Here is a 25,383-nt window from a genome sequence, read left to right on the forward strand (position 1 = left end):
CTTACTTTAGAGACAGAGCCTGAAGAAGATGCTGCAGAACTTGATTTAGCTGAGCTTAGTGAAGATATTGCTGAATTTGATTTAAGCGCACTAGAGACACCGCAGGCAGATGCTCCTGAAACTGACACAGAAGCAGAGCTTGATTTAAGTACATTAGAAGCGCTTGACTCTAACGCGGATCTCCAGGAGGAATTAGCTGAGCTTGATTTATCTTCTTTAGAAACGATTGAACTTGAACCTGAAGCTGATGATATTAGTGATTTAAGTGAACAAACCGCGGAGTTTGATTTAACCTCTTTAGATGATTTAGATACGCTTGAGAAAGAGTCTTCATTAAATGAACAGCAGGGCGCAGACGAATTAACATTAGATCTTGATGATGATGAGTTTGATCTTTCTGCTTTGGACGGATTAGCGCAGGAAAGCGGGTTTAAGCCGACACCGCTAGCTGAGTTTGAAGCAGAGCAGGAGGCCTTAGAGCAGAGTGAGCATGATAAATTAGCAAAACAGTTAAGTGATGTTGCCTTTAAATCGGATGCGCCGCTGCCTAAAATCGATGCAGAAAGCAGTGATTTTATTGATATTGAGACTTTATTGGAAAACAGTGAAGGTTATAGTAATGATGAACCTTATGCTGAGTTAGAACTTGATCTTGGTTTGGATGAATTTCCAGATGTAGTTAATTCTGGTGAAAGCGTGGATATTGATGATGATGAAAACGGCATCGGCGCTCAATTAGATCTCGCTCGTGCTTATCTGGAGATTGATGATAAAGAGGGAGCAAAAGAGATCCTGCTGTCGGTACTGGAAGACAGTAACGGTACACAGAGAAAAGAGATAGATAAATTATTAAGCCGATTGTAGATATCTTCTGTTAACTATCTACTGAATTACAAATGAAATCAAAAAGCCAGCACTGCTGGTTTTTTTATAGACAAAAAACATAAGAGAAAAATAATGAGACCGCTAATTTTAGACGTACATGGTTATCAGCTGGATGCTGAGGAAAAAGAGATGTTAGCCCACCCTCTGGTTGCAGGCATCATTTTATTTACGCGCAATTTTGCAGATATTCAACAGTTAAAAGATCTGGTTAAAGAGATTCGCTATTATGCTGTTAATGATATTTTAATAGCTGTAGACCATGAAGGAGGGCGAGTACAGCGCTTCAGAGATGGTTTTACCCTGCTGCCCAGCGCAGGCTCCCTGATCGAATACAATGATCTTGATACTGCCAGGCAGTTAGCTTTCAGCAGTGCCTGGGTAATGGCCGCTGAATTAACTGCATGTGATATAGATTTAAGTTTTGCCCCGGTCCTGGATATTAACGGTATTTCCGATGTGATACAAAATCGAGCATTTTCCAGCAGAGCTGAGCAGGTTATTCAATTGGCGCAGGCTTATATAACAGGAATGAAAACAGCCGGTATGTCTTCCACAGGTAAACACTTTCCCGGGCACGGCAGCGTGAAAGCAGATTCCCATATTGCATTACCGTCAGACAACCGCAGCCCGGATGAGATATTCAGCACTGATATATTACCTTTTAGTGAACTGATTAATCATAGCTTATTAGATGCAGTGATGCCGTCACATGTTGTTTATCCGCAATGCGATGCGCAGCCTGCAGGATTTTCAAGCTACTGGCTGCGGGATATATTACGTAAAAAACTTAATTTTAACGGCGTTATTATCAGTGATGATCTGTCAATGCATGGTGCAAGTTTTGCGGGCGATCATTTAAGCCGCGCCGAAGCGGCCCTTGATGCCGGTTGTGATCTTCTGCTGGCATGTAACGATAGAGATGCTGCAGTTATGCTGCTGGATAATTTGAAACTGCCTGCAGCCGGTAATAGTGAAGTGATCCGCAAGTTACAATATGTTAAAAGACGTATTGAATTACCGTTGAAAAACAATCCGATCTGGTTAGAAAACCAGCAAAAACTGCTGCAGTTTGCTGAGCGGATCTAATTAGTCGTCTGCAGCGCTTGCACTATAGATGAAATCCCATAAACTTAACTGTATGAAATATCGCTAAATTTACGACTAGAAGAAAAAGGCGGGAACAACTAATGATCATTTATCTGCACGGTTTCGACGCAACAAGTCCGGGTAACCACGAAAAAGTGATGCAATTAAAGTTTATAGATGATGATGTTCGTTTTGTTCATTACAGCACCATTCATCCTAAGCTTGATATGAGTCATATTCTCAAGGAAGTTCATAAACATATTCAAAGCAGTGAAGACAAGACGCCGCTTATCTGCGGAGTTGGTCTGGGTGGCTTCTGGAGTGAACGCATCGGTTTCTTATGCGGCATTAAACAGGTTATCTTCAACCCTAATCTGCATCCGGAAGATAATATGGTCGGTAAAATTGAATGGCCGGAAGAGTATTTAGATATTGAGACTAAGTGTGTCAGTGATTTTAGAAAGAAAAATACGCGCAATTGTCTGTGCATTCTTTCTACATCTGATGATGTTATTGATCCCGATGAAAGCGATCATGAATTGTCTGAATATTATCAAATTGTTTTTGATGACCAGCAGGGTCACAAGTTTCGAGATATTTCACACCATCTGCAGACAATCAAACAGTTTAAATCCGCACAATAATTTATTTTTTAACGGCAGCTAAGGCTGCCGTTTTACTTTTCTGTAATTAAATAACCCATTTCCTACAATTTCATTAACATAATTAGTGATAATTCCTCGTTTTTGTAATAAAGTTACATTGCTGTTTGATCTGTATCAAATTGTAGTTCTATTACAGCAGTGCTTCACTTTAATTTAGAGCTTTCTTGTAATCGAATTAGTCATACAAATATTGAGGTTTATTATGTGTAAAATTGTCATTGTAGGTGGTGGTGCCGGCGGTTTAGAGCTTGCGACTAAGCTGGGGGACAAATTAGGCCGTTCTAAAAAAGCGCACGTGACCCTGGTTGATAAGAATAGAACACATCTATGGAAGCCGCTGCTGCATGAGGTTGCGGCAGGTTCGATGGATGATGGTATTGATGCATTAAGTTATCGAGCCCATGCGAAGAATCACGGCTTTAACTTTAAACTTGGTGCATTAGCGAATATTGACCGGGACAATAAATTAATACAGCTCGCCGAACTGGTTGATGAGGACGGCACACAGATATTACCAGAAAGTCAGCTTAGCTATGACATTCTGGTAATGGCACTCGGCAGTATTAGTAATGACTTTAATACTAAAGGTGTACGTGAGCACTGTATCTTTTTAGACAGTCCGCAGCAGGCCAAAAAATTCCATCACCGCATGTTAAATAAATACTTACAGCTTGGTGTACAGGAAACTAAGCAGGTTAGTGTTGCTATTGTTGGAGCGGGAGCCACCGGGGTGGAGCTCTCTGCCGAATTGTTTAATTCACTTAAGCAGGTTTCCAGTTATGGTTTTGAGCATATCAGCAGCGCTGATTTAAAAGTAAGTCTGGTTGAGGCTGGTGAAAAAATATTACCTGCACTGCCGGAACGTATCTCCGGCTCAGCTCATCAGGAGTTGTCTAAGCTGGGTGTTGATGTGCGCACCAAAACAATGGTCACCGAGGCTACTGAACAGGGGCTGCTGACCAAAGACGGCGAGCTGATAAAAGCGGATTTAATTGTCTGGGCTGCCGGTATTAAAGCGCCTGATTTTATGAAAGATATTGCCGGATTAGAAACAAACCGATCCAATCAGCTGGTTGTAAAATCAACACTGCAGACTTCATTAGATGACTGTATTTATGCACTTGGCGACTGTGCCAGCTGCGCGCTGCCCGAGGGAGGATTTGTGCCGCCTAGAGCTCAGTCAGCACATCAGATGGCCTCTTTAGTCGCTAAAAATATTATTGCATCGATCAATAAAAAACCTTTGTCTGACTATAAATATACTGATTACGGCTCGTTAGTTTCATTGAGCAACTACAGCACAGTGGGAAGTTTAATGGGAAATTTAATGAAAGGCTCGATGATGATAGAAGGGCGTCTGGCCCGTCTTGTTTATATTTCATTGTACCGTATGCACCAGATAGCACTGCATGGATATATGCGTACCGGTTTAATCACTTTAGTCGAGTCTATTAACCGCGTTTTACGTCCGCGTTTGAAACTTCACTAATAGTTACTGCTGCTGATATAACGGCACCGACAAGTCAGCTGCTTGTTGGTGCAGGTTTTAAACTGTGCGGATAAAGCAGTCTTTTAAATGTCTGCTTCTGCAGCAGTACAGCAGCAGCCAGACAGCAAAAACTAACTGCAGCGAGGCCGCTAGTGAATACTGGAAATTGTTAAGCAGCAGATAATAAAACTGCAGGGCTAAATCGGCTAGAATGCTTAATAACAGAAACGGATAACCTGCCTGCCATAATTTTGAAATAACTCTGTTTTTATCATGGTCTCTGCCCGATAAAATAAACAGGAGTACTGCAGCGGCACCTGAAGCTAAGCCTGAATAAAAATGAATTTTATCAGGATAGAAGATGGCTAACAGTTTTTCTCCCTCATTGCGTGAGACCACTGAAATAATCAGCAGTCCCCAGGTTCTTGCCAGAAACAGTAAAGCCAGATAGAAAAACGGAGGCGGTTTTAAATTACCTGACTGGGTATAGTGTTGAAGCGGATAAAGTCTAATGCTCATTGTTCTACCATATATGAAAAAGGGGACAATAGTCCCCTGATAGTTATCTTATATATAGCATATTACTTGATAATACACATAGGGCAATAAGCATAACGTCCCTGGGGGTCATTAAACTTGGTCAACACAGCTGCTTGTGACTTTAAAGAGTTTAGAGTTTGTAAAACAGCCGGATTAAGCTGCAGACTTTTCCCCAGCAGCTGAGCATTACTGCTGAACATTTCATTAATAAACTGCTGTTTTGCTGATACGGCTGGTGTGATTACTTTTATGTCATACTGCTGCAGATCAGCAAGCACTCCTGCTTCTTGTATTGCATCCTGAAGGCCGCCTATTTTATCAACAAGCCCGAGAGTTTGAGCATCACTGCCTGTCCATACACGTCCCTGGGCAACTTTATCAACTTCAGCCAGTGTCATGCCTCGGCCTTCACTGACCACGGTTAAAAACTGCTGGTAACCATGCTCAATACCCATCTGAATAATTTCGCCCAGCTCCGGGTTTAACGCCCGGGTGGGATTTAAAGTTGATAGCTCTGTAGTACCAACGCCGTCATTATAGATTCCGAACTTATTTAGAGCCTTATCTGCACTTGCAAACATACCGAAGATACCAATCGAGCCGGTTAGGGTTGTCGGCGATGCGACGATAGAGTCGGCTGCCGATGCAATCCAGTAGCCGCCGGAGGCTGTAACACTGCCCATGGATACAACTACTTTTTTACCCGCCTGTTTCAGAGCTAATACCTGCTGGCGGATTTTTTCTGATGCAAAAGCGCTGCCGCCTGGAGTATCTAGACGAATAACCACCGCTTTAATATTTTTATTATGCAGTGCTTTATCTAATAGCTTGCTGAAGCTGACACCGCCTATCGCGCCGATCTCCTGGCTGCCCGCTAAAATTTCTCCACTTCCGTGAATCAAAGCGATCTGATCTCTATTACCCTTAGCTGTGTACAATTTCGGCAGCGTAGACTGATAATTTGAATAATCGACTAAGTTTAACTCATATCCTGACAGGCCGGCGTTATCCTGCATTTTTTTTATGATTTCAAAACGATTATTAAGATGATCAACTAGACCTGCCTGCTGTGCATAAAGGGCTGCATCACCGCCGGCTTTTTTAAGCGCGGATTTAAGCTCTTTTAATGAAGGTGAGACCGATTGTGCACTGATTAGACTGCTGTGCTCTCTTTGAGTCACCACGGTATCGATATAATCTTTCCATAGTTGATTTAACCAGTGTTTGTTAGCTAGTTTGCTGGCCTTTGACATCTGGTTGTCAGTAAATGGTTCAACAAAAGATTTATAGGTACCAACTTTAAATACATGCGGGGTGATCAGCAGATTGTCTAAAGCTTCTTTGAAATACAGGCGGTAGACAGAATAGCCCTGGAGCAGAACCATACCCTGCGGATTAAGATATATTTGATCGGCATAACTGGCTAATAGATATTGTGCCTGTGAATAGTTATCGGAAACAGCCGTCACTTTTTTGCCGCTTGACTTAAAGTCGTTTAGTGCTTTGCCTATATCGGTAAGATGATTAATGCCGGCACCGCTGAGGTTGTTCAGCTCTAGTAAAATATCATTAATTTTCGGATCGTTCTGCGCATGGCGGATAGTCTGAATAACTTCGTCCACCTGATATTCTTTTATCTGCTGCTGTTCACCTGAAAGCATCTGGCTGGAAAGTTCGGCTGCAAAGTTAACCGGGTTTTTCTGTTCGACAATCACACCGTTTAAATTAAGGTGCAGTGTTGAATTATCTGAAATTTGAATCGTCTGCTCATCGACATTGAGAGCGGCAACAACAATGATCAGCAGTACGACAAAAACTGCATTAATAATAAACAGGCGTGTCAGATTGATTAATTTAGCCAGTGATTTCAGCCAGGAGAAGAGTAGTTTCATTGCTGTTCCTTAAGCGGTGCACAAAAAAATAAAGCACTGATATTTTCATATACAGTGCTTTATATAGTTTAGTTTATTAAAGGTAGATTAAAAACTTGCAGTATCAGTAAATAAACCTACTTTCAGATCTTCTGCGGTATAAATAACTTTACCGTCTACTTCAACAATACCGTCAGCAATACCCATAACAAGTTTACGCATAATTAAACGTTTCATTGTAATACGGTAGGTTACTTTTTTCGCTGTTGGTAGTACCTGACCGGTAAATTTAACATTACCTACACCCAGTGCACGTCCTTTACCAGGGCCGCCGCTCCAGCCAAGGAAGAAGCCGACTAACTGCCACATAGCATCCAGGCCTAAACAGCCCGGCATTACCGGGTCACCCGGGAAATGACATTCAAAGAACCATAACGCTTTATCAATATCTAATTCAGCAATTAGTTCGCCTTTACCGTGCTCGCCGCCGTCTTCAGTGATGGTGATGATTCGGTCTAACATCAGCATGTTGTCTACCGGCAGCTGGCAGTTGCCTTCGCCGAATAGCTTACCCTGGCCGCATAATACTAATTCTTCTTTCGAGTAAGAGTTTTTACCCAACTCTTTTTGGGATACAGTTTTGGTCATAGTCACTTATCTTGTAAATTTGAAACTTGCGAGGTATTTCAGACAAATAGCCTGAAATACCGATAATAAATTAGGTGCGCATACTCTATATGACAGGGTAGTAACAATCAACTTTATTAAATGTTTACCTGAACAAGTGCAGCAGTTTGTGCAGTAAACCGGCTTCCTGTGTGTCGTTTTCTTCTTTATGCAGATCTTCAATACGTTTATTGATGATTTCTATCACTTTATTAAACGGCTGATTCATTGCCAGAGGGAATGCTTCCTGACAGTGATCAATGCCGTAAATATTAATTTTCTTATTACGTACTAATTCGATAGTGTTTATATTTAAGGTGAGATTAATCTGATTAGCTTTAGGCATCATAATAGTGACCGGATCAGTTAATAAACCTAACTCAAATAAGCGTGTTACTGACTGAATTTTCTGATTAATGCCGCCGATTGCAAGAACATTTCCATGCTGATCCAGTGCGCCGGTTACAAAAAGGTTCTGCATAATTGGAGTATGCGAATAACAGGAGATAACCGCTAACAAAATTGCCAGTGAAGCGCTGTCTCCGTCACTTTCCTGATAAGACTGCTCAAAGACCACATTACAGGATAACGGGAAATTCGGGATATGAGTGAAAAAGTGATTCAGGTAGCCCTGTACAATTAATGTACTTTTGGCATGTATATTACCAGCAAGTTCCACTTTACGTTCAACGTCAACAACTTCCCCGTCACCAATCATATCACTAGCTGAAACTCTGAATATCTCACCAAACTCAGTCGGGTAACCCATTAACTCAACAACAGAAAGACCGTTTATCTGGCCTATTTCGTGGCCCTGCAGCTGAATTTTCAGCTGCTTTTCCAGCAGGGCTTGATCGCTGAAGTTTTGTGCTAAAGACTGAGCCTGAACCTGAACATCGAGTACCTGCTGCAGGTGTGCTGCACTAAGCACTGTCTGCTGCGGATTAAACAGCTGCGCATAACGTAATACGCTCTCAATTATTTCCGGAGAAAATAAAATTTTCTTCTGATGCTCGCATTTTGCCGCCAGATGATGGAACAGCAGTGCCATTGCCTGCGCTGATAATTCAGGTAAAGCAAACTGCTTAATCAGTTTATTACAATAGCTGCGCAGAAGCTGAATATTAGTATCAGTGGTTTTAACGTCACTGGAAAGCTCCGCAAACAGTGAGCCTACTTGACTGTATTCCGGATCAATCTGCGCTAGTTCATCGAGCTGATATCTATTGGCGACCAGAATGATTTTAGTATCAACCTGGGATAACGGCTCTGCGGGATATTTTCCTTTTAATTTATCACCATTTACTGCTGAGGTTGCGGGAAGTTTACGGCTTATTAAAAAGGCTTTTAACAGGAACCATAAACTCGGCTGTGCAAGCAGCGGGCTGATATGCAGAATCAGGCAGCCTTTATTGTATTTAAATATTTCGCCCTGATGAAAATCGATAGCATGGTTTTCTTTTTCGTTTAAACGTCCGAACAGGGTCTGATGATCGTAATTTAATAGTGCCAGCTGCGGGTAATCAAAGCCGCTTGATGCGCTTATCACTTCTGTAGCCGCCTGCCAGTAACGGGCATTAAATATCAGCAGGGGCTGCGGGAGCTGAATAAAATGTTTAATAATTTGCGAAGCCAGAGGATAGATAGATAACCAGTCCTGCTGTTCAGCCGGCAGTGCTAATTGTGCAAGAAAATCCGGTGCACACTGCTCAGCAGAGAGAGGAGTGAGTGATGCTGCAGCTGAATCATTAACAGGTAATTTACTGGTAGATACTGATTTATTTATTGACAATGTGGCAACTCTAAATTGATAAATAAGGATGGGCTTTAAGCGATTATAAGTAGGGCTGGTCGATGTTGCAATGGGTATGATTAAATACCCACTGCAGATGCGGCAATATCCTTATAATTTAAAACTGTTATTGCTTTGTTTATCGTATTTCTCCTGACAGCTCAGACATCGCTGCGTAGTCGGATCAATCTTCAGCCGTTCGATACGGATCTCTTTTTCACAGTCGGAACATAAACCGTACATGCCCATTTCTATATTATGCAGGGCCGCATCAATGCTCTCCATTTTTTCTATTTTATGAGCAATTGACGGCAGATTTATTTTAAGTGCTAATTCAAGCAGTTCATCCGAGGCTAATTTCTGCAGTTGCCTGGCCGCCAGTTTATGGCTGGAGTGACTGGATCTCATTAATATTTCAGTCATACCCAAGCGCAGTTTTTCAAGACTCTCGAACAGCTGCGCTTGAAAAATCTTTAGCTGCGTTTCACTGATATGTTGCATTTTTATCTCGATTTTACAAATTCATATCTTAATAGTAGAACGTGACACTTGTTATCCTTATGATTTAAATCAACTTATCGAGGTTGTAACAAATCAATAACAGTTCATTTGATATGGATCAGATCCAGGCTGTTTTAATAATGCAGTAAAAGTGCGGGATAGGGCTGTAAGAGTGGAAATATTAAGGAATGCCGTACTGTCTGCAGATAATTGGCTTTCTGCAGACAGTTAAAGATTATAAAGCGGCTACCATTTCTTTTTGTCCTGGAATAAGACATCGAGATCGTCTTTTTTCTCTTTCTCTTTTTCCTGCAGTGCTTTAAGCTCTTTATCACTGGTTTTAACCAGATAAGTTTTTATCTCATTTTTGATTGTAGTCAGCTGCGCCTGCTTCTTTTCCAGGTAACTGTCTTTATCGGTTATACTCACTAGAATTTTCAGCAGTTTATTGATCATCTGATTTGCACTGCCGAACTGTTTCGCAACTTTTGCCTCAAATATTCGTTTGATGCCGTTTTCCAGATTTATTTTCAGCTGCATGATTTCTAAACGGTGATCTTCTGCAACAAAAATCTCTGTATTTATTTTCCCCTTAGCATGCTCTGAGCGCAGTACCGCACGTATTTTTTTGGTTACCTGCAGCAGCTGCAGAGCTTCTTTATCATTTTCTGGAGCCCGGAAAATACTTTCATCAGGCGGCGTGTAGTTGGTCCGCACCTGCTGGATCTGTGCATCGGTATTTTTTAAATGATCACGAATTGCCGCACTGTTCGGGGAACTTTGAATCATTATCATTAAAGCATTGCGAATACGATGCTGTAGAATTAATAAAAGTGATTTACTAAAGGGCATGCGTGTGGCATTGAGCAGCAGTTCGTCAACTTCAGTAATAACTGCACGCTGCTTACTGATGGCAATCCTTTTTTCAGCTTCAATTTTTTGCTTATACTGCTGAATAATATTGTAGCCGATAAGGACAAATAATAATAAACCGACCAAAGCTAAAATTAATGGAAATAACATAAGTTCTCGTAATACATAGTAATTAAAATTAATGCTGCTGAATAACAGCGCAACTTGAGCCTCTAGTTTGCATTAAGGCAAACGTAAGGTAAACACGCTTCCGCTGGATTCAGTTTTATTTTCAAGTAAAATGTGACCCTGCAGCTGCTTTGTTTTATGTTCTGATGCAATTCTCTTTGCAAATAACAGGCCAAGTCCGCTTCTACCTTTACCCGCATTAAATAATGCAGGTTTCTCCTGGTTGATTGCCAGCATATGCTCCGGGTAGCCCTCACCGTCATCTTCAACCTGTATATTAAGATACTGCTGGTCTATAAATGCACGTAAACTAACACTTGTCTGCGTGTGTCTCAGTGCGTTTACGAAAATATCGCCTATTAGATAAGTGATTAAATCCTGGTCAAAATAAGCTGTCAGATCAGGATCTACCTGTAAAGTGACGTTGACATCGTGACTGTTTAAATACAGGCGGTTTCTGTCGATTACCTCCTGAAGCATTTCCGCGACGGAGTTTTCTTCAATATAGATAGGTAATTGATTCTGCTCATCCCGGTATAAAGCGAGTAGCTGCATTAAGGTGCCGTTAATTCTTGATGTCTGATAATGCAGGTCGGCAAAAGCCTGGTGCTGTTTGGCGGTTAAATTATCGGCCAGGTCTAAATTCTCAATTGACTGTAACAGCATAAACAGTGAATTTTTCATGTCATGGGTACTGGTAGCCAGAATAGTGCTGAAATTGAGTGAATTTTCCTGATCCATATTACTCTCCGTTTATCTATGCGCTTATTTATGACTAGAATAAGACTATGCTCTGCAAAGCTGTTGAATGTGTAAGTATATAAATATATGCGTTAAATAACTAATAGTTAAAGCAGCTCTTTGTATTTATTAGAACTCTGATAGTATTAAATAGAATAATAACCTGCAAATGCAGCATAAATATTGGGCGAATCATGAAATTACAACAATTGCGTTATATCGTCGAAGTGTTAAATCATAATTTAAATGTTTCAGCCACAGCTGAAAACCTGTTTACCTCGCAGCCCGGCATCAGTAAACAAGTTCATATGCTGGAGGATGAGCTGGGTGTTCAGATCTTTGAGCGCAGCGGCAAACATTTAACCAAAGTTACTCCGGCAGGCAAAGAGATCATTCGTTATGCAACGCAGGTATTAGGTAAAGTTGAAAGTATTAAAGCAGTTGCCTGTCAGTATACGCAGCCGGATCAGGGGACTTTAAATATTGCCACAACCCATACTCAGGCGCGTTATGCGCTGCCTGATGTGATTCAGGGCTTTATTAAACGCTATCCTAAAGTGTCGCTGCATATGCACCAGGGAACACCAACTCAAATCAGTGAGTCTGTGGTCAAAGGTAAAACTGATTTTGCGATTGCAACTGAAGCTCTGCATCTTTACCAGGATTTAATTATGCTGCCTTGTTATCACTGGAACCGTTCAGTGATTGTTCCTAAAGGACATCCTCTTGCTGATATAAAAAACATCAGCATTGAAGATATTGCAAAACACCCGATAGTGACTTACGTTTTTGGTTTTACCGGACGTTCAGAACTAGATGATGCTTTTAATGCCGCCGGTTATACACCAAACGTTGTATTTACTGCAACCGATGCAGATGTGATTAAGACCTATGTAAGGTTAGGAGTAGGTGTTGGTGTTGTAGCAACGATGGCTGTCGATAAAGATGATAATGATGATTTTTGTGTTATTGATGCCAGTCATATTTTTAAATCCAGTACCACCAGCATAGGTTTTCGAAAAGGCTCATTTCTGCGTGATTATATGTATGACTTTATGGCCCGTTTTGCACCTCATCTTACCCGGCCGCTTGTCGAAAAAGCGATTCAGCTGAAATACAGCGCAGAAGTCAGCAAGTTATTTGCAGATATTGAATTACCGACACGTTAGACGTATTTCTTGCGTTTATTAATTTGATGGTGCGAGTACAAACCGCACCATCAACCCGGCTACTGCTGCTTATTTAATGCCTCTAAACAGGGCAGTATTTTACTGACTTTATCAAAACACTCCTGATATTCTGCATCTACATTTGAATCAGCCACCAGGCCTCCTCCTGCCCAGCAGTAGATATTATTCTGAAAACAGACAAGGGTGCGGATTGTTATACTGCTGTCCATCTGCCCGTTTGCGCTTATATAAGCAATGCTGCCGCAGTACAGCTGGCGCCGGTTCGGCTCCAGCTCGGCAATAACTTCCATGGCGCGGATTTTCGGCGCGCCGGTGATTGAACCGCCCGGGAAACCTGCTCTGAGCAGATCTTCTGCACAGTGCTTTGTCTGCAGTCTGCCTAATACAGTACTGACTAAATGATGAACGGCAGGAAAGCTTTCAATTTCAAACAGCTTAGGCACAGTAACGCTGCCCGGCCGGCAGACGCGGCCGATATCATTGCGCAGCAGATCCACTATCATCAGGTTTTCGGCACGGTCTTTAGGTGATGCGGCTAATGCCCGGCTGCTTTGCTCATCCTGCGCTTTGTCGGCAAAGCGCGGCCGTGTTCCTTTAATCGGTTTACTTTCAACGATATTGTTTTTTAATTTAAAGAAACGCTCCGGAGAAAGCGAAAGAATAACCTGTGCGGGTAAGCGCAGAAAAGCTGCAAAAGGCGGGCGGTTTTGGGCGAACAAAGCCAGATAGGCTTGATACTCATCACCACTGTATGGCGCTTGAAAACGCTGTGCCAAATTAACCTGGTAACAGTCGCCGCTGAGGATGTAATCCTGCACTTTTGCAAATTTGTTTTTATAGGCTCTCTTATCCATATTCGCATTCCAGCTGCCGTTCAGCTGAAAAGGTACGCCGGGTGCAGCGCTTTTACTCTGCTCCATTAACCAGTCAAAGCGCTGCGACCATAAATCGTCAGCTGTCTGAGTCTGACCTTTTACTTTATGAACAACTAGATAAAATAGTTTTTGGTAATTATCATAAACTAATGCCCAGTCATAAAAACCGGTCGCAGTTTCCGGCAGTGCAAGCCCCGCAGGTTTATCTGAATTGTTTGTTGTTTCAAACTGATAACCCAGCTCATAACTGAAGCTGCCTAAAACACCGCCGCTAAAAGGAAGTGGATTATCGGTAACTTCCTGATGAAATATTTTTTTACGTAAAGATTCAATAATAGTCAGAGGATCATCACTGCGCTGATAAGTGCCGTCTATGCTCTGTATTTCAGTTATTGTGTTAATTGTCTGCAGCTTTACAAGCGGCTGAGCGCTGTAAATTGACCAGCGGCTGTCGCAGCTGCCGGTTGCCGCTGATTCTAATAAAACTCCCCAGTCAACAGAGGCAATGTGTTGTTTTATATTTGAAAATTCGTCTGTGGTTAACGAAATTGTTTTAAATAGTATATTTGTAGTGCAGTTAGTCATAATTTTTCGAATTCAGGCAACAGTTTTGTAACAAACTGGTTGGTGGTTGTTATGATGCAGATTAACATTCTATTTAATATATATCAGCAATTTATAGTCAGCATCATTAATCTATTCGGAGTTTTATATGACGATTATCAAGCAGCAGGATTTTGTTAACAGTATTGCAGGTGCATTACAGTTTATCTCTTATTATCACCCTCTTGATTTCATTGAGGCGATGGACAGGGCTTATCAGATTGAGTTGAACCCGGCCGCCAAAGATGCAATTGCACAAATATTAATTAATTCACGCATGTCTGCACAGGGGAAGCGTCCTATCTGTCAGGATACGGGCATTGTTACTACTTTTGTAAAAATAGGTATGGATGTTTCCTTCGATACGGATTTAACTGTGCAGGAACTCGTTGATGCCGGGGTAAGAAAAGCCTATACGGATCCGAGTAACCCGCTGCGTGCTTCTATTGTCGCTGATCCTGCCGGAGCAAGGAAAAATACCAAAGATAATACGCCTTCTGTAGTACATATTGAGATGGTGCGCGGTAATAAAGTTGAAGTGATGGTGGCGGCCAAAGGCGGCGGCTCGGAAAATAAATCTAAAATGGTGATGTTAAATCCCTCCGATTCCATAGCCGACTGGGTAGAAAAAACCGTACCAAGTATGGGAGCCGGCTGGTGTCCGCCGGGCATGTTAGGTATAGGTATCGGCGGCACGGTGGAAAAAGCAGCTGTAATGGCGAAAGAATCGCTAATGGAACCCGTTGATATTGTTGAACTGCAGCACAAAGCTCAATTAGACAGCGAAAATTTAACTGCCGATGAAAAGCTGCGTTTAGAAATTATGGAACGGGTTAATAAGCTGGGTATCGGCGCGCAGGGGTTAGGCGGTTTAACTACGGTTTTAGATGTAAAAATTAAAAGCTGTCCGACCCATGCCGCCTCAAAACCTGTGGTTATGATCCCCAACTGTGCCGCAGCGAGACATACGCATTTTACCCTGGACGGCAGCGGTGAAGCTCTGCTGCATACACCAAAACTCAGCGACTGGCCGGAGATTACCCGTGAAGCCGGGGAAAATGTGCACCGCGTGAACGTCAATGATCTAAGTAAGGCGGACATGTCCTCATGGAAAAGCGGCGATACGCTGCTGCTGTCAGGAAAAATTCTAACCGGCCGTGATGCGGCCCATAAACGTATTCAGGAACTGGTTACTTCAGGGCAGGGCTTACCTGAAGGGCTGGACTTTAAAGACAGATTTATCTATTACGTCGGCCCGGTTGATGCTGTCGGTGATGAGGTGGTCGGTCCTGCCGGTCCGACAACAGCAACACGCATGGATAAATTCACTGATTTTATGCTCGAAGAGATTGGTTTATTAGGCATGATCGGTAAGTCTGAACGCGGCCCGCAGACAGTTGCCTCTATTGCTAAAAACAAATCTGTGTATCTGATGGCCGTCGGCGGCGCCGCTTATCTGGTTGCTAAAGCAATTAAAAAAGCACGTGTGGTTGCTTTTGCCGATCTCGGTATGGAAGCGGTTTATGAGTTTGATGTCGAGGATATGCCGGTTACTGTTGCCGTCGACAGCGCAGGTAATAACGTGCATGATCAAGGACCTGCGGTGTGGAAGGTGAAAATTGCAGAGCTTGATAATAAAATGGCGCAATAAGTGCAATTTTTATTGCTTGAAAAAGTAGTAATGGTATAACACTAACTCTGAATATACCGTAGACCAGAATTAAGGAATAATTATGTTTGAACAAGTAAGTATGGCACCAGCAGATCCAATTCTTGGGCTGACAGACGCTTTTAAAAAAGATCCGCGTGCTGAGAAAATTAATCTCGGCGTGGGTATCTATAAAGATGAAAGTGGTTTAACGCCGATTTTAGCTACGGTTAAGGAAGCAGAAAAACGTCTGCTTGCTGAAGAAACCACCAAAAGTTATTTAACGATTGAAGGTATTGCGGCTTACGGCGCTGCAGTGCAGACACTTCTATTTGGTAAAGATGCTGAAATTATTACTTCAAACCGTGCGCGTACAGCGCAAGTGCCCGGCGGTACCGGTGCTCTGCGTACCGGCGCTGACTTTGCGGTAAAAAAATTAGGTATTAAGAAGATCTGGGTAAGTAATCCGACCTGGGCTAACCATGGCAATGTGTTTAAAACAGCCGGTCTGCAGGTTGCTAGTTATGACTATTATAACGCTGAAACTAAAGACCTGGATTTTGATGCAATGATCAACTCACTGCAGAGTGTAGAAGCAGGGGATCTGGTTTTATTCCACGGCTGCTGCCATAACCCGACGGGCATTGATCCGACGATTGAGCAGTGGGAAACGGCAGCTAAGCTGACTGCTGAACTTGGTGCTGTGCCGTTCTTTGATTTTGCATATCAAGGATTTGCCAAAGGTGTGGAAGAGGATGCGCAGGGTTTACGTATTTTTGCAAAATATAATAAAGAGCTGCTTGTTGCGAACTCCTTTTCTAAAAACTTCGGTTTATACAATGAACGTGTCGGCGGCATCACTTTAGTTGCACAAGACAATGAAATTGCTGACTCTGCATTCAGCCAGATAAAATCTGGTATTCGTTCAAACTATTCAAATCCTCCTGCTCACGGTGCCGCGGTTGTGACGACCATACTTAATGATGCGCAGCTGTATCAGCAGTGGGTTCAGGAAGTTGCTGATATGCGTGTACGTATTCAGGAGATGCGCGATCTTTTTGTGGCAACACTAAAAGAAAAGGGCGTAAGCGGCGATTATAGTTTTATCAGCCGTCAGAACGGTATGTTCTCTTTTTCCGGTTTATCTGTTGAACAGGTAAATCGACTAAAAGAAGAGTTTGCTGTATATATTGTTGGTTCAGGACGAATTTCGGTGGCAGGAATGACCAAAGATAATATGCAGCCGCTGTGTGATGCTATCGCAAAAGTTATTTAATATTTTGCAGGTATAAAAAAACAAGGTTGTTTAGGCAGCCTTGTTTTGTTTTTGAAGGTATGCAAATAACTGTTGTAGCGAAGTTATCTGCATATATTTCTTTTAATCTTTATGAAAGAGTTTTATGAGCAGTCGAATTAATCAAAGTTTAGCATTTTTAAATAATCTGAAGAAAATCCCTCTTTCAGCGCAGTCTGTCGACTGCCTTTTATCTACTAAGTCTTTTAAAGCAGAGCTTTTAAAGCAGATAGCCGGTGCGCAGAAGCGCATATATTTAACTGCCCTGTATCTAGAAGCAGATCAGGCCGGCGAAGAAATTTTAATGGCGCTGTATCAGGCAAAACAAAACAATCCTAATTTACAGATTGTTGTCTGTATTGATTTTCATCGTGCTCAACGTGGTTTAATTGGAGAGAAAAAGTCATCAGCCACTAACGCAAGCTGGTATCAGGAAATTGCTAAAGCGGAAGGTTTAGGCGTTAATATTGTCGGCATTCCGGTTAAACGCAAAGAACTGTTTGGTGTACAGCATCTTAAAGGTTTTATTTTTGATGATCTGGTTTTATACAGTGGTGCGAGTTTAAATAATATCTATCTGCAGCAGAACGGCCGCTACCGTTACGATCGCTACTGGCTGATTAATAACCCTGAATTAGCTGATTCAATGATACGTTTTCTTGAGGATGAGATACTCAGCAGCGGGGCAACCGCCTCGTTAAATGCAGAGTCTATTCCTGTGATGGCGGATCTTAAAAATGCACATAGGAAATTAACTAAAAACCTTAAGCAGGCAGCGTTTAAATATCCGGGGCAGTCTTCATCTGAGACATTATCTGTTGCTCCCCTGTGTGGTTTAGGTGCAAGAAATAACAAACTTAATAAATGTATCCGTAAGCTGCTGCAGAGCGCACAAAGTGAAATGGTTATTTTTACCCCTTACTTTAACTTACCGGCTGCTTTGTCCCGTGATATAAGCTCGTTATTAAAACGCGGTGTAAATTTAACCATAGTTATCGGCGATAAAACTGCTAATGATTTTTATATTACTGAAGATAAACCCTTTCGTACTATCGGCGGTTTACCCTACCTGTACGAAAGCAATTTAAGAAAATTTGCCAAGCAGCATCAAAGTGCACTGCACAAAGGCTCGTTGAATATTCATCTATGGAAAGACGGTGATAACAGCTTCCATCTTAAAGGCATTTATTCTGATCAGCGTTTTATGCTCCTGACCGGGCATAACCTTAATCCGCGGGCATGGCGCTTAGATGTCGAAAATGCGCTGCTTATTGATGATCCGAAGCAGGAGCTTAAAGCGCTTGCCGATAAAGAGCTGCATGAAATTCTCAAACATACTGAAAAGATAACTTCTCATGCTGATATTGACGGCCTCGAAGCATATCCGGCGCATGTAAGAAAACTGCTTACCCGTATGCGTAGAATAAAAGCAGACAAAATTGTTAAAGGTATTATTTAATGCTTTTACTGGCTGGTTATCTACTGCTTGGTGCCGCTGCCGGATTAACTGCAGGTATTTTTGGTTTAGGCGGGGGCATAATTATTGTTCCTGCATTGATATTTACATTCAGTTATTTAAATTTCCCGCCTGATGTTTTAACTCACCTTGCTGTCGGTACTTCACTGTCGACGATTCTTTTTACTTCATTAAGTGCGATCTATGTGCACCATCAGAGGCTGGCAATTGACTGGCCGCTGGCAGGGAAGCTAAGTGCAGGCATGCTTGCCGGCGGTTTAATCGGCGCTTATTTTGCTGAATTTATGTCCGGTGCGCTGCTGCAGCGCATTTTTGCATTATATGCAGTGAGTGTTGCGCTGCAGATGTGGTTCTCCTGGTCACCGAAAGGGGCGCTGCAGTTACCACGACAAGCCGGCTGTGCCGCTTTAGGCGGTGTTATCGGTATTATTTCCGGTTTGTTCGGTATTGCCGGCGGGTCGTTAGTTGTACCTGTGCTGACCCTGTATCGTGTACAGATCACCCGGGCTATTGCCACCTCGGCAGTAACGGGGTTCCCAATCGCTTTATCCGGCAGCATAGGTTACCTGCTGATGGGGTTAAACAATCCTGATCTGCCGGAAAATAGTTTTGGTTATATTTACTGGCCGGCGACCCTGGGTATTATTCTAAGCAGTACTTTTTTTGCTAAAATCGGTGCTAGACTCGCGCACCGGCTGCCGCCTCAGAAACTAAAAAAACTGTTTTCGTTTATGCTGCTGCTGGTTGCAGCAAAGTTATTTTTATAGCGCTGAACGCTTTATAAACGCCGTCCGTCTGCTTTGTGCTCATCTTGTTGTTTTATTAAGCACTTGAAATTTAAACGCTAAATAGGAGTTGTATTCTCTCATTCGATACGTATAATTCACTGCATCAAGTCGTTACACAGAAACGAACTGATAACAGTGACAATGGTAGGCTTCTTGGTTCCTCGCATTGATAACTTATTAACCTGGTCAGGGCCGGAAGGCAGCAGCCATAGTAGGTGATTCAAGTGCCGAGGGTTTGCTGGGGAGTCTGCCACCCACACTTCCCGTCTTAACTCATTTTTGACTTATTTGTTTAAGGTCTAAATATGACGCAATACAATTCTCGTTTCGATACTTCTCTTAAAGCAAAACACTTTCTGCCTAAACATTGGGGCACATGGTCTTTACTTGGACTTTTATTTTTATTCAGCTTCTGCCCGATAAAAATTCGCGACCGCTTTGCCGCCTTTGTGGCAGATAAACTATATAACGCAAAATTTCTTAATAAACGCAAAAATATTGCATTTACTAATCTCGGTTTATGTTTTCCTGAGTATACGCAGGAGCAGAAAGAGGATTTGATGCGTGAAAATCTGCGCTCGGTAGCACAGATATCTTTATCGCTGGGAGAAATTGCTTTTAGAAGTCAGTCGTTTCTGGTTAACCGTGTCAATATGACCGGAGAGCATTATATTAAAGAAGCGGAACAGCAGAATAAAGCCATTATCTTTTTAGCGCCACATTGTTATGGTGTTGACTTTGCAGGTGTAGCCGCGATCTCTGCTCGAGGTTATCCTCTGTCGAGCATGTTTAATGATTATAGAAACCCGATCTTCGACTGGTTTGTAACAGGTTACCGTACCCGTTTTACTAAACTTGCAGGAAAGGGAACGCTCTACCACCGTAGTGAAGGTTTAAAACCTGCTATTAAAAGCTTAAGAGATAAAGCACATTTCTACTATTTACCAGATGAAGATCACGGCAGAGACAGCAGTGTATTTGCTGATTTTTATGCCACTAAAAAAGCGACACTGCCGGTAATCGGACGTCTGGCAAAATTAGGACGTGCAGTGGTGATCCCTGTATATACTTCTTACAATGCAGAAACATCAAAAGTAGACGTGATTTGTCATGCTCCGCTTGCGGATTTTTCTAAACTTGAGGAGCAGGAGCAGACTGAGTTAATGAACCGCGCTATTGAAAAAGTAGTGGATGAAAACCGTGCACAGTATATGTGGACACTTAAACTGCTGAAAACTCGTCCAGAAGAAGGGCTGGATATTTACAAACAATAATTTTTTAACGGGGGATTTTTATCCCCCGATGTTTTCTATTGAGCGTTAAAACGTTTTCCTGTTACATCTTTGCTGTCGTCACTTAACAGATAAAGATAAGTACTCATAATCTCCTCTGGTGTTTTTAATAAACTGCTGTCTTCAGCAGGATAAGCACTTGCGCGCATTGCTGTACGGGTTGCTCCCGGGTTAACTGCATTAAAACGTAATGTGCTGTTTTCATATTCATCGGCAAGCACCTGCATCATACCTTCGGTTGCAAATTTAGAGACGCTGTAAGCTCCCCAATAAGCTCTACCTGCATTACCTACTCCTGAGGTGGTAAATATCGTTGATGACTGCTGTGCAAGGCTTAAAACCGGGATCAGTGATTTGGTTAATAAGAACTGTGCAGTGACATTGGTGTGCATCACTTCATCCCAGGTGTTCTTTTCAATCTGGGTGAAAGGACCTAATACGCCCAGTAGTCCGGCATTGTGCACTAAAGCATCCAGCTTTCCATATTCACGTTTAACGGTATCGGCTAAATCGATATAGTGCTGCTCAGTTGCGCCGTTTAAGTCCAGGGGTAAAATTGCCGCTTCCTGTTTACCGATAGTCTGAATCTGATCATAAACGGCCTCTAATTTTTTTACTGTTTTACCTAATAATATAACGGCCGCACCATATTGTGCACACTGCAGTGCTAATGTTTTACCAATGCCGGCACCGGCACCTGTAATTAAAATCGTTTTGCCCGCTAAACAGTCTGGTTGTGCTTGATATTCCATCATATTTTTTCTCGTTTTAATAAATAAGCAGGAATATTAACTTTATTTCAACAAAAGTCTCAATCTCTTTTGTACCCGGCTTCGCTTTTTGTCATGATACGCTGGGAAAAAACTATAAAGAGGAATAAATTTTGGAATTTTTATTTGAATATGGTCTGTTTTTAGCAAAAGCGGTGACCCTGGTGTTAACGGTAATTGCTATTTTACTCGCAGTTATCGCACTGACAAGTAAGCAGAAAAATAAAAAAGGCGAGTTGGATTTAATTGATCTTTCTGAGCAGTTAAAAGCAACGAAGAAATCAATTGAAGAGCAGTTATTAACTTCTCATCAGTTAAAAGAGCTTCATAAAAAAGAAAAAAAACAGCAGAAAGAAAAAGATAAAGCGGCTAAAAAGGCTGCTAAGAAAGGCGAATCTGAAGAGGGGCTGCCTCAACTTTATGTTGTTGATTTCAAGGGTAGTATTGATGCTAAAGAGGTGTCATCTCTGCGCGAAGAGATTACCGCAATTTTAAGCGTTGCCGGTGAAAAGGATGAGGTGTTTGTTCGTCTTGAAAGCGGCGGCGGTATGGTACACGGTTACGGTTTAGCGTCTTCGCAGCTGCAGCGCATCCGAGATCATAATATTCCCTTAACAGTGTCGGTTGATAAAGTGGCCGCCAGCGGCGGTTATATGATGGCCTGTGTTGCAGATAAAGTGATTGCCGCTCCCTTTGCTATTCTCGGATCAATTGGTGTTATCGCACAGATTCCTAATTTTAACCGCCTGCTTAAAAAGCATGATGTTGAGTTTGAACAGTTAACCGCCGGCGAATACAAACGTACATTAACTATGTTCGGGGAAAATGATGATGCCGGGCGTGAAAAATTTAAACAGGAACTGCAGGAAACACATGATCTGTTTAAACAGTTTGTCACTGAGCACCGCAGCCAGATCGATATTGATAAAGTGGCAACCGGCGAACACTGGTATGGACTGCAGGCAATTGAGCGCAACTTAGTTGACCAGATATTAACCAGTGATGATTATCTGGTGTCTAACCTGGAAGATCGTCATATCATTCAGGTTAAATATACGCAGCGTAAAAAACTAGCCGATAAATTAGGTCACGGCGCAGCAATGGCGATGGAAAACAGTGTGTTAAAACTGATGCAGTTTAATGTCAGCCGCTTATTTAAATAATCGTTTGTTTTTTAAACTACTTAGCAAGCCAACTTAACTTAAGTTGGCTTTTTTCATAAATTAACCTTCATTTTGAAAATAAAAGTTGCTATTCCCTTTGAGTTTGGCTTATATAAAAGGAAATTCAGCGGATGAATTACAAATTAGTTTCACCTTCTCAATTATGACTATTTTAGGTACAGAATAATTATGAGCAAATCACTTGTTATTGTGGAATCTCCTGCAAAAGCAAAAACAATTAATAAATATCTAGGCAAAGATTTCATTGTAAAATCTAGTGTAGGCCATGTTCGTGACCTTCCTACCAGCGGCAGTGCCAAGAAAACTATTGATGCAAAGCCGAAAAAATCTCTTGCTGGTATGACGCCTGCGAAAAAAGAAAAAGAAAAAGCAAAGCGGGCACAAGAAGCGCTTGTTACTCGAATGGGTATAGATCCGAATAATAACTGGAAAGCGCATTACGAAATTCTGCCGGGTAAAGAAAAAGTAGTCAGTGAATTACAAAAACTTGCTAAAGATGCACCGACTATCTATCTCGCAACCGATTTGGATAGAGAAGGGGAAGCCATTGCCTGGCACCTTCGTGAAATTCTAGGCGGTGACGACAGTAAATATCAGCGTGTTGTATTTAATGAAATTACAGAAAGTGCAATTCAGGAAGCTTTTAAACATCCGACCGAGCTGAATATCGATGGTGTAAATGCGCAGCAGACACGTCGTTTCTTAGATCGCGTGGTTGGATTTATGGTTTCTCCGCTGCTGTGGAAAAAAGTAGCGCGAGGTTTATCGGCCGGCCGCGTACAGTCCGTTGCAGTACGTTTATTAGTTGAACGGGAACGTTTAATTAAAGCATTTAACCCGGAAGAATACTGGGATCTGCACGCAGACGTTCAAAGTTCAGATAAAACTGATTTACGCTTAGAAGTATTCAAAGAGTCAGGAAAATCTTTTAAACCTGTAACGGAGAAGCAGACAGCAAAAGCTGTTGAGCTTTTAAAATCTGCACAGTTTAAGCTGTTGTCGCGTGAAGATAAACCGACTAAAAGTAAAGCCAGCGCGCCGTTTATTACCTCAACTCTGCAGCAGGCGGCCAGTACACGTTTAGGGTTTGGTGTTAAGAAGACCATGATGCTGGCGCAGCGCCTTTATGAAGCCGGTTACATCACTTATATGCGTACCGACTCTACCAACTTAAGTAAAGAGGCTGTTGCATCTGCCCGTGATTATATTAGTGATGAGTTTGGGAAAAATTATCTGCCTGAAAAACCGGTTAGTTACAGCAGTAAATCCGGTGCACAGGAAGCCCATGAAGCGATACGTCCTTCTGATGTAAATCAGTTAGCCGCACTGTTAGCGGGTGTGGACAGGGATGCACAGCGTTTATACGAATTAATCTGGCGTCAGTTTTTAGCCTGTCAGATGCTGCCTGCATTATATGATGCAACAACACTGGTTGTTGAAGCGGGTGACTACCAGCTTCGTGCTAAAGGCCGCACCATGCGTTTTGCCGGCTGGACAAAAGCACAGCCGGTTGCAAAAAGTAAGGTTGATGAAGTTCAGCTTCCGGACCTTGCTATCGGCGAATCACTTAACCTTATCGAGCTGGATCCTAAACAGCATTTTACTAAACCGCCGGCTCGTTTTACTGAAGCCGCTTTAGTTAAAGAGCTTGAGAAGCAGGGCATCGGCCGTCCGTCGACCTATGCAAGCATCATTTCCACGATTCAGGATCGTGGTTATGTAAAAGTGGATAAACGTCGTTTTTATGCTGTAAAAATGGGAGAAATTGTCAGCGACCGCCTGAGTGAAAACTTTGTGGATCTGATGAGTTATGATTTCACCGCACAGATGGAACGTAATCTTGATGAGATTGCTGAAGGTAAAGTTAACTGGATTAGTGAATTAGACCGTTTCTATAACGATTTAACCAAATTGTTAGATAAAGCTGAACTGCCGGTTGAAGAAGGCGGCATGCGTCTTAACGATCCGGTGGTAATCGATGATGTACGCTGCCCGACATGTGACCGTGCAATGGGGATCCGCACTGCATCAACGGGGGTTTTCCTGGGCTGTTCCGGTTATGCTCTGCCGCCGAAAGAGCGCTGTAAAACCACTATCAACCTGGTTGACGGTGAAGAAGTGATTGACATACTCAGCGATGAAGACGCTGAAACGGCCGCTTTAATGGCTAAACAGCGCTGCCCTAAGTGTGATATGGCAATGGACAGCTACCTGATTGACGAAACCCGAAAACTGCATGTCTGTGGTAATAATCCTCTTTGTGACGGCCATATTGTTGAGCAGGGTGAGTTTAAGATTAAAGGTTATGACGGTCCGCTTGTTGAATGTGACAAGTGCGGCAGTGATATGCAGCTGAAAGACGGACGCTTTGGTAAGTATATGGGCTGCACTAACGAAGAGTGTAAAAACACCCGCAAGATACTGCGTAATGGTGAAGTTGCACCGCCGAAGGAAGATCCGGTACACCTGCAGGAATTAGAGTGTGAGCAGAGTGATGCTTATTTCATTTTAAGAGACGGCGCATCGGGTATCTTCCTGGCCGCCAGCACTTTCCCGCGCTCCCGTGAAACACGAGCGCCGAAAGTTACCGAGCTTAACAGGTTTAGAGAGCGAATCTCAGCTAAGTTCTATTACTTAGCTGATGCACCGCAGCAGGATCCCGAGGGCAATCTGGCAGTGGTTCGTTACAGTCGTAAAAATAAAGAACAGTATGTAATGACTGAGATTGATAAAAAAGCGACAGGCTGGACTGCTAAATTTGTTGACGGAAAATGGGTAGAAGAGCAGACTAAGAAAAGAACGCCTAAGAAAAAAGCGTAACTTTCAGTTGGTTAACAAGAGCAGCTTCGGCTGCTTTTTTTATTTATAAACAAAAAGCATGTGAGCCATGCCTAAAAAACTGCAGCTTCCTTGTTGTTTTTTTGATATCATTCAAAATTATCCCACCTGCAGTGTTAAATATCTGCCAGATGACCTAGTTTTAAA

The 25,383-nt window shown here is 42.4% G+C and carries 21 protein-coding genes and 1 other RNA gene; 13 read left to right on the plus strand and 9 right to left on the minus strand.

Annotation, left to right across the window (positions count from 1 at the left end):
• From G337_RS0120725 to G337_RS0120740, 4 genes are all read left to right on the plus strand, one after another.
• A partial coding sequence (locus G337_RS0120725; protein ID WP_028865537.1) for a FimV/HubP family polar landmark protein occupies nt 1-864 on the plus strand: 864 nt, incomplete at its 5' end.
• A gap of 93 nt (nt 865-957) precedes the next feature.
• Nucleotides 958-1,971 (plus strand): beta-N-acetylhexosaminidase, encoded by a 1,014-nt coding sequence (nagZ, locus tag G337_RS0120730; protein ID WP_028865538.1) that lies wholly within the window; start codon nt 958-960, stop codon nt 1,969-1,971.
• A 101-nt stretch (nt 1,972-2,072) separates the two neighbouring features.
• The gene (gene ycfP / locus G337_RS0120735; protein ID WP_028865539.1) at nt 2,073-2,615 is read left to right on the plus strand and encodes an alpha/beta hydrolase YcfP; all 543 of its coding nucleotides are present in this window, start codon (nt 2,073-2,075) and stop codon (nt 2,613-2,615) included.
• Nucleotides 2,616-2,838: 223 nt separating this feature from the next.
• Complete coding sequence (locus G337_RS0120740; protein ID WP_028865540.1) at nt 2,839-4,125, plus strand: NAD(P)/FAD-dependent oxidoreductase; 1,287 nt, start codon at nt 2,839-2,841, stop codon at nt 4,123-4,125.
• Nucleotides 4,126-4,182: 57 nt separating this feature from the next.
• Here G337_RS0120740 and G337_RS0120745 read toward each other — a convergent pair whose 3' ends face one another.
• The 7 genes from G337_RS0120745 to G337_RS0120775 all read right to left on the minus strand — a co-directional run bounded on the left by G337_RS0120745 (nt 4,183) and on the right by G337_RS0120775 (nt 11,277).
• Nucleotides 4,183-4,644, minus strand: a complete 462-nt coding sequence (locus tag G337_RS0120745; protein WP_028865541.1) for a DUF2919 domain-containing protein — start codon at nt 4,642-4,644, stop codon at nt 4,183-4,185.
• 62 nt (nt 4,645-4,706) lie between these two features.
• Nucleotides 4,707-6,557 carry a signal peptide peptidase SppA gene (sppA, locus tag G337_RS0120750; RefSeq protein WP_028865542.1) on the minus strand — a complete coding sequence of 617 codons (1,851 nt, stop codon included), beginning with the start codon at nt 6,555-6,557 and terminating at the stop codon, nt 4,707-4,709.
• A gap of 87 nt (nt 6,558-6,644) precedes the next feature.
• Nucleotides 6,645-7,184, minus strand: coding sequence for a bifunctional 3-hydroxydecanoyl-ACP dehydratase/trans-2-decenoyl-ACP isomerase (gene fabA, locus G337_RS0120755; protein WP_028865543.1), 540 nt, complete (start codon nt 7,182-7,184; stop codon nt 6,645-6,647).
• Nucleotides 7,185-7,308: 124 nt separating this feature from the next.
• On the minus strand, nt 7,309-8,994 hold the full coding sequence (locus G337_RS0120760; RefSeq protein ID WP_028865544.1) for an AAA family ATPase: 1,686 nt from the start codon (nt 8,992-8,994) through the stop codon (nt 7,309-7,311).
• 111 nt (nt 8,995-9,105) lie between these two features.
• Complete coding sequence (locus G337_RS0120765) at nt 9,106-9,495, minus strand: TraR/DksA family transcriptional regulator (RefSeq protein ID WP_028865545.1); 390 nt, start codon at nt 9,493-9,495, stop codon at nt 9,106-9,108.
• A 246-nt stretch (nt 9,496-9,741) separates the two neighbouring features.
• Nucleotides 9,742-10,518 carry a hypothetical protein gene (locus tag G337_RS28980; RefSeq protein WP_028865546.1) on the minus strand — a complete coding sequence of 259 codons (777 nt, stop codon included), beginning with the start codon at nt 10,516-10,518 and terminating at the stop codon, nt 9,742-9,744.
• A gap of 72 nt (nt 10,519-10,590) precedes the next feature.
• The gene (locus tag G337_RS0120775; protein WP_028865547.1) at nt 10,591-11,277 is read right to left on the minus strand and encodes a sensor histidine kinase; all 687 of its coding nucleotides are present in this window, start codon (nt 11,275-11,277) and stop codon (nt 10,591-10,593) included.
• Nucleotides 11,278-11,471: 194 nt separating this feature from the next.
• On the opposite strand from G337_RS0120775, the gene cysB reads away from it, so the two are divergent.
• Nucleotides 11,472-12,446: an HTH-type transcriptional regulator CysB gene (gene cysB, locus G337_RS0120780; RefSeq protein ID WP_028865548.1), complete on the plus strand. Its 975-nt coding sequence runs from the start codon at nt 11,472-11,474 to the stop codon at nt 12,444-12,446.
• A gap of 59 nt (nt 12,447-12,505) precedes the next feature.
• On the opposite strand, the gene pabB is transcribed toward cysB, so the two are convergent.
• The gene (gene pabB / locus G337_RS0120785; RefSeq protein WP_037028260.1) at nt 12,506-13,927 is read right to left on the minus strand and encodes an aminodeoxychorismate synthase component I; all 1,422 of its coding nucleotides are present in this window, start codon (nt 13,925-13,927) and stop codon (nt 12,506-12,508) included.
• Nucleotides 13,928-14,054: 127 nt separating this feature from the next.
• Here pabB and G337_RS0120790 point away from each other — a divergent pair, with 127 nt between their 5' ends.
• The 6 genes from G337_RS0120790 to G337_RS0120810 all read left to right on the plus strand — a co-directional run bounded on the left by G337_RS0120790 (nt 14,055) and on the right by G337_RS0120810 (nt 20,426).
• Nucleotides 14,055-15,596, plus strand: coding sequence for a fumarate hydratase (locus G337_RS0120790; RefSeq protein WP_028865550.1), 1,542 nt, complete (start codon nt 14,055-14,057; stop codon nt 15,594-15,596).
• A gap of 82 nt (nt 15,597-15,678) precedes the next feature.
• The gene (locus G337_RS0120795) at nt 15,679-16,869 is read left to right on the plus strand and encodes an amino acid aminotransferase (RefSeq protein ID WP_028865551.1); all 1,191 of its coding nucleotides are present in this window, start codon (nt 15,679-15,681) and stop codon (nt 16,867-16,869) included.
• A 124-nt stretch (nt 16,870-16,993) separates the two neighbouring features.
• Complete coding sequence (gene pssA, locus G337_RS0120800) at nt 16,994-18,346, plus strand: CDP-diacylglycerol--serine O-phosphatidyltransferase (RefSeq protein ID WP_028865552.1); 1,353 nt, start codon at nt 16,994-16,996, stop codon at nt 18,344-18,346.
• Nucleotides 18,346-19,131 carry a sulfite exporter TauE/SafE family protein gene (locus tag G337_RS0120805; RefSeq protein ID WP_028865553.1) on the plus strand — a complete coding sequence of 262 codons (786 nt, stop codon included), beginning with the start codon at nt 18,346-18,348 and terminating at the stop codon, nt 19,129-19,131. The genes pssA and G337_RS0120805 overlap by 1 nt, the downstream gene beginning before the upstream one ends.
• A gap of 171 nt (nt 19,132-19,302) precedes the next feature.
• Nucleotides 19,303-19,400, plus strand: an RNA gene (gene ffs / locus G337_RS28435) — signal recognition particle sRNA small type.
• Between the two features lie 57 nt (nt 19,401-19,457).
• Complete coding sequence (locus tag G337_RS0120810; protein WP_028865554.1) at nt 19,458-20,426, plus strand: LpxL/LpxP family acyltransferase; 969 nt, start codon at nt 19,458-19,460, stop codon at nt 20,424-20,426.
• Nucleotides 20,427-20,461: 35 nt separating this feature from the next.
• Here the strand turns inward: G337_RS0120810 and G337_RS0120815 are convergent, their stop codons facing one another.
• The gene (locus G337_RS0120815; protein ID WP_028865555.1) at nt 20,462-21,199 is read right to left on the minus strand and encodes a YciK family oxidoreductase; all 738 of its coding nucleotides are present in this window, start codon (nt 21,197-21,199) and stop codon (nt 20,462-20,464) included.
• A gap of 128 nt (nt 21,200-21,327) precedes the next feature.
• On the opposite strand from G337_RS0120815, the gene sohB reads away from it, so the two are divergent.
• The gene (sohB, locus tag G337_RS0120820; protein WP_028865556.1) at nt 21,328-22,377 is read left to right on the plus strand and encodes a protease SohB; all 1,050 of its coding nucleotides are present in this window, start codon (nt 21,328-21,330) and stop codon (nt 22,375-22,377) included.
• 189 nt (nt 22,378-22,566) lie between these two features.
• Nucleotides 22,567-25,218, plus strand: coding sequence for a type I DNA topoisomerase (gene topA, locus G337_RS0120825; protein ID WP_028865557.1), 2,652 nt, complete (start codon nt 22,567-22,569; stop codon nt 25,216-25,218).
• Nucleotides 25,219-25,383 lie beyond the last annotated feature (165 nt).

The sequence above is a fragment of the Psychromonas aquimarina ATCC BAA-1526 genome, assembly GCF_000428725.1.
Taxonomy (GTDB): Bacteria; Pseudomonadota; Gammaproteobacteria; order Enterobacterales; family Psychromonadaceae; genus Psychromonas; species Psychromonas aquimarina.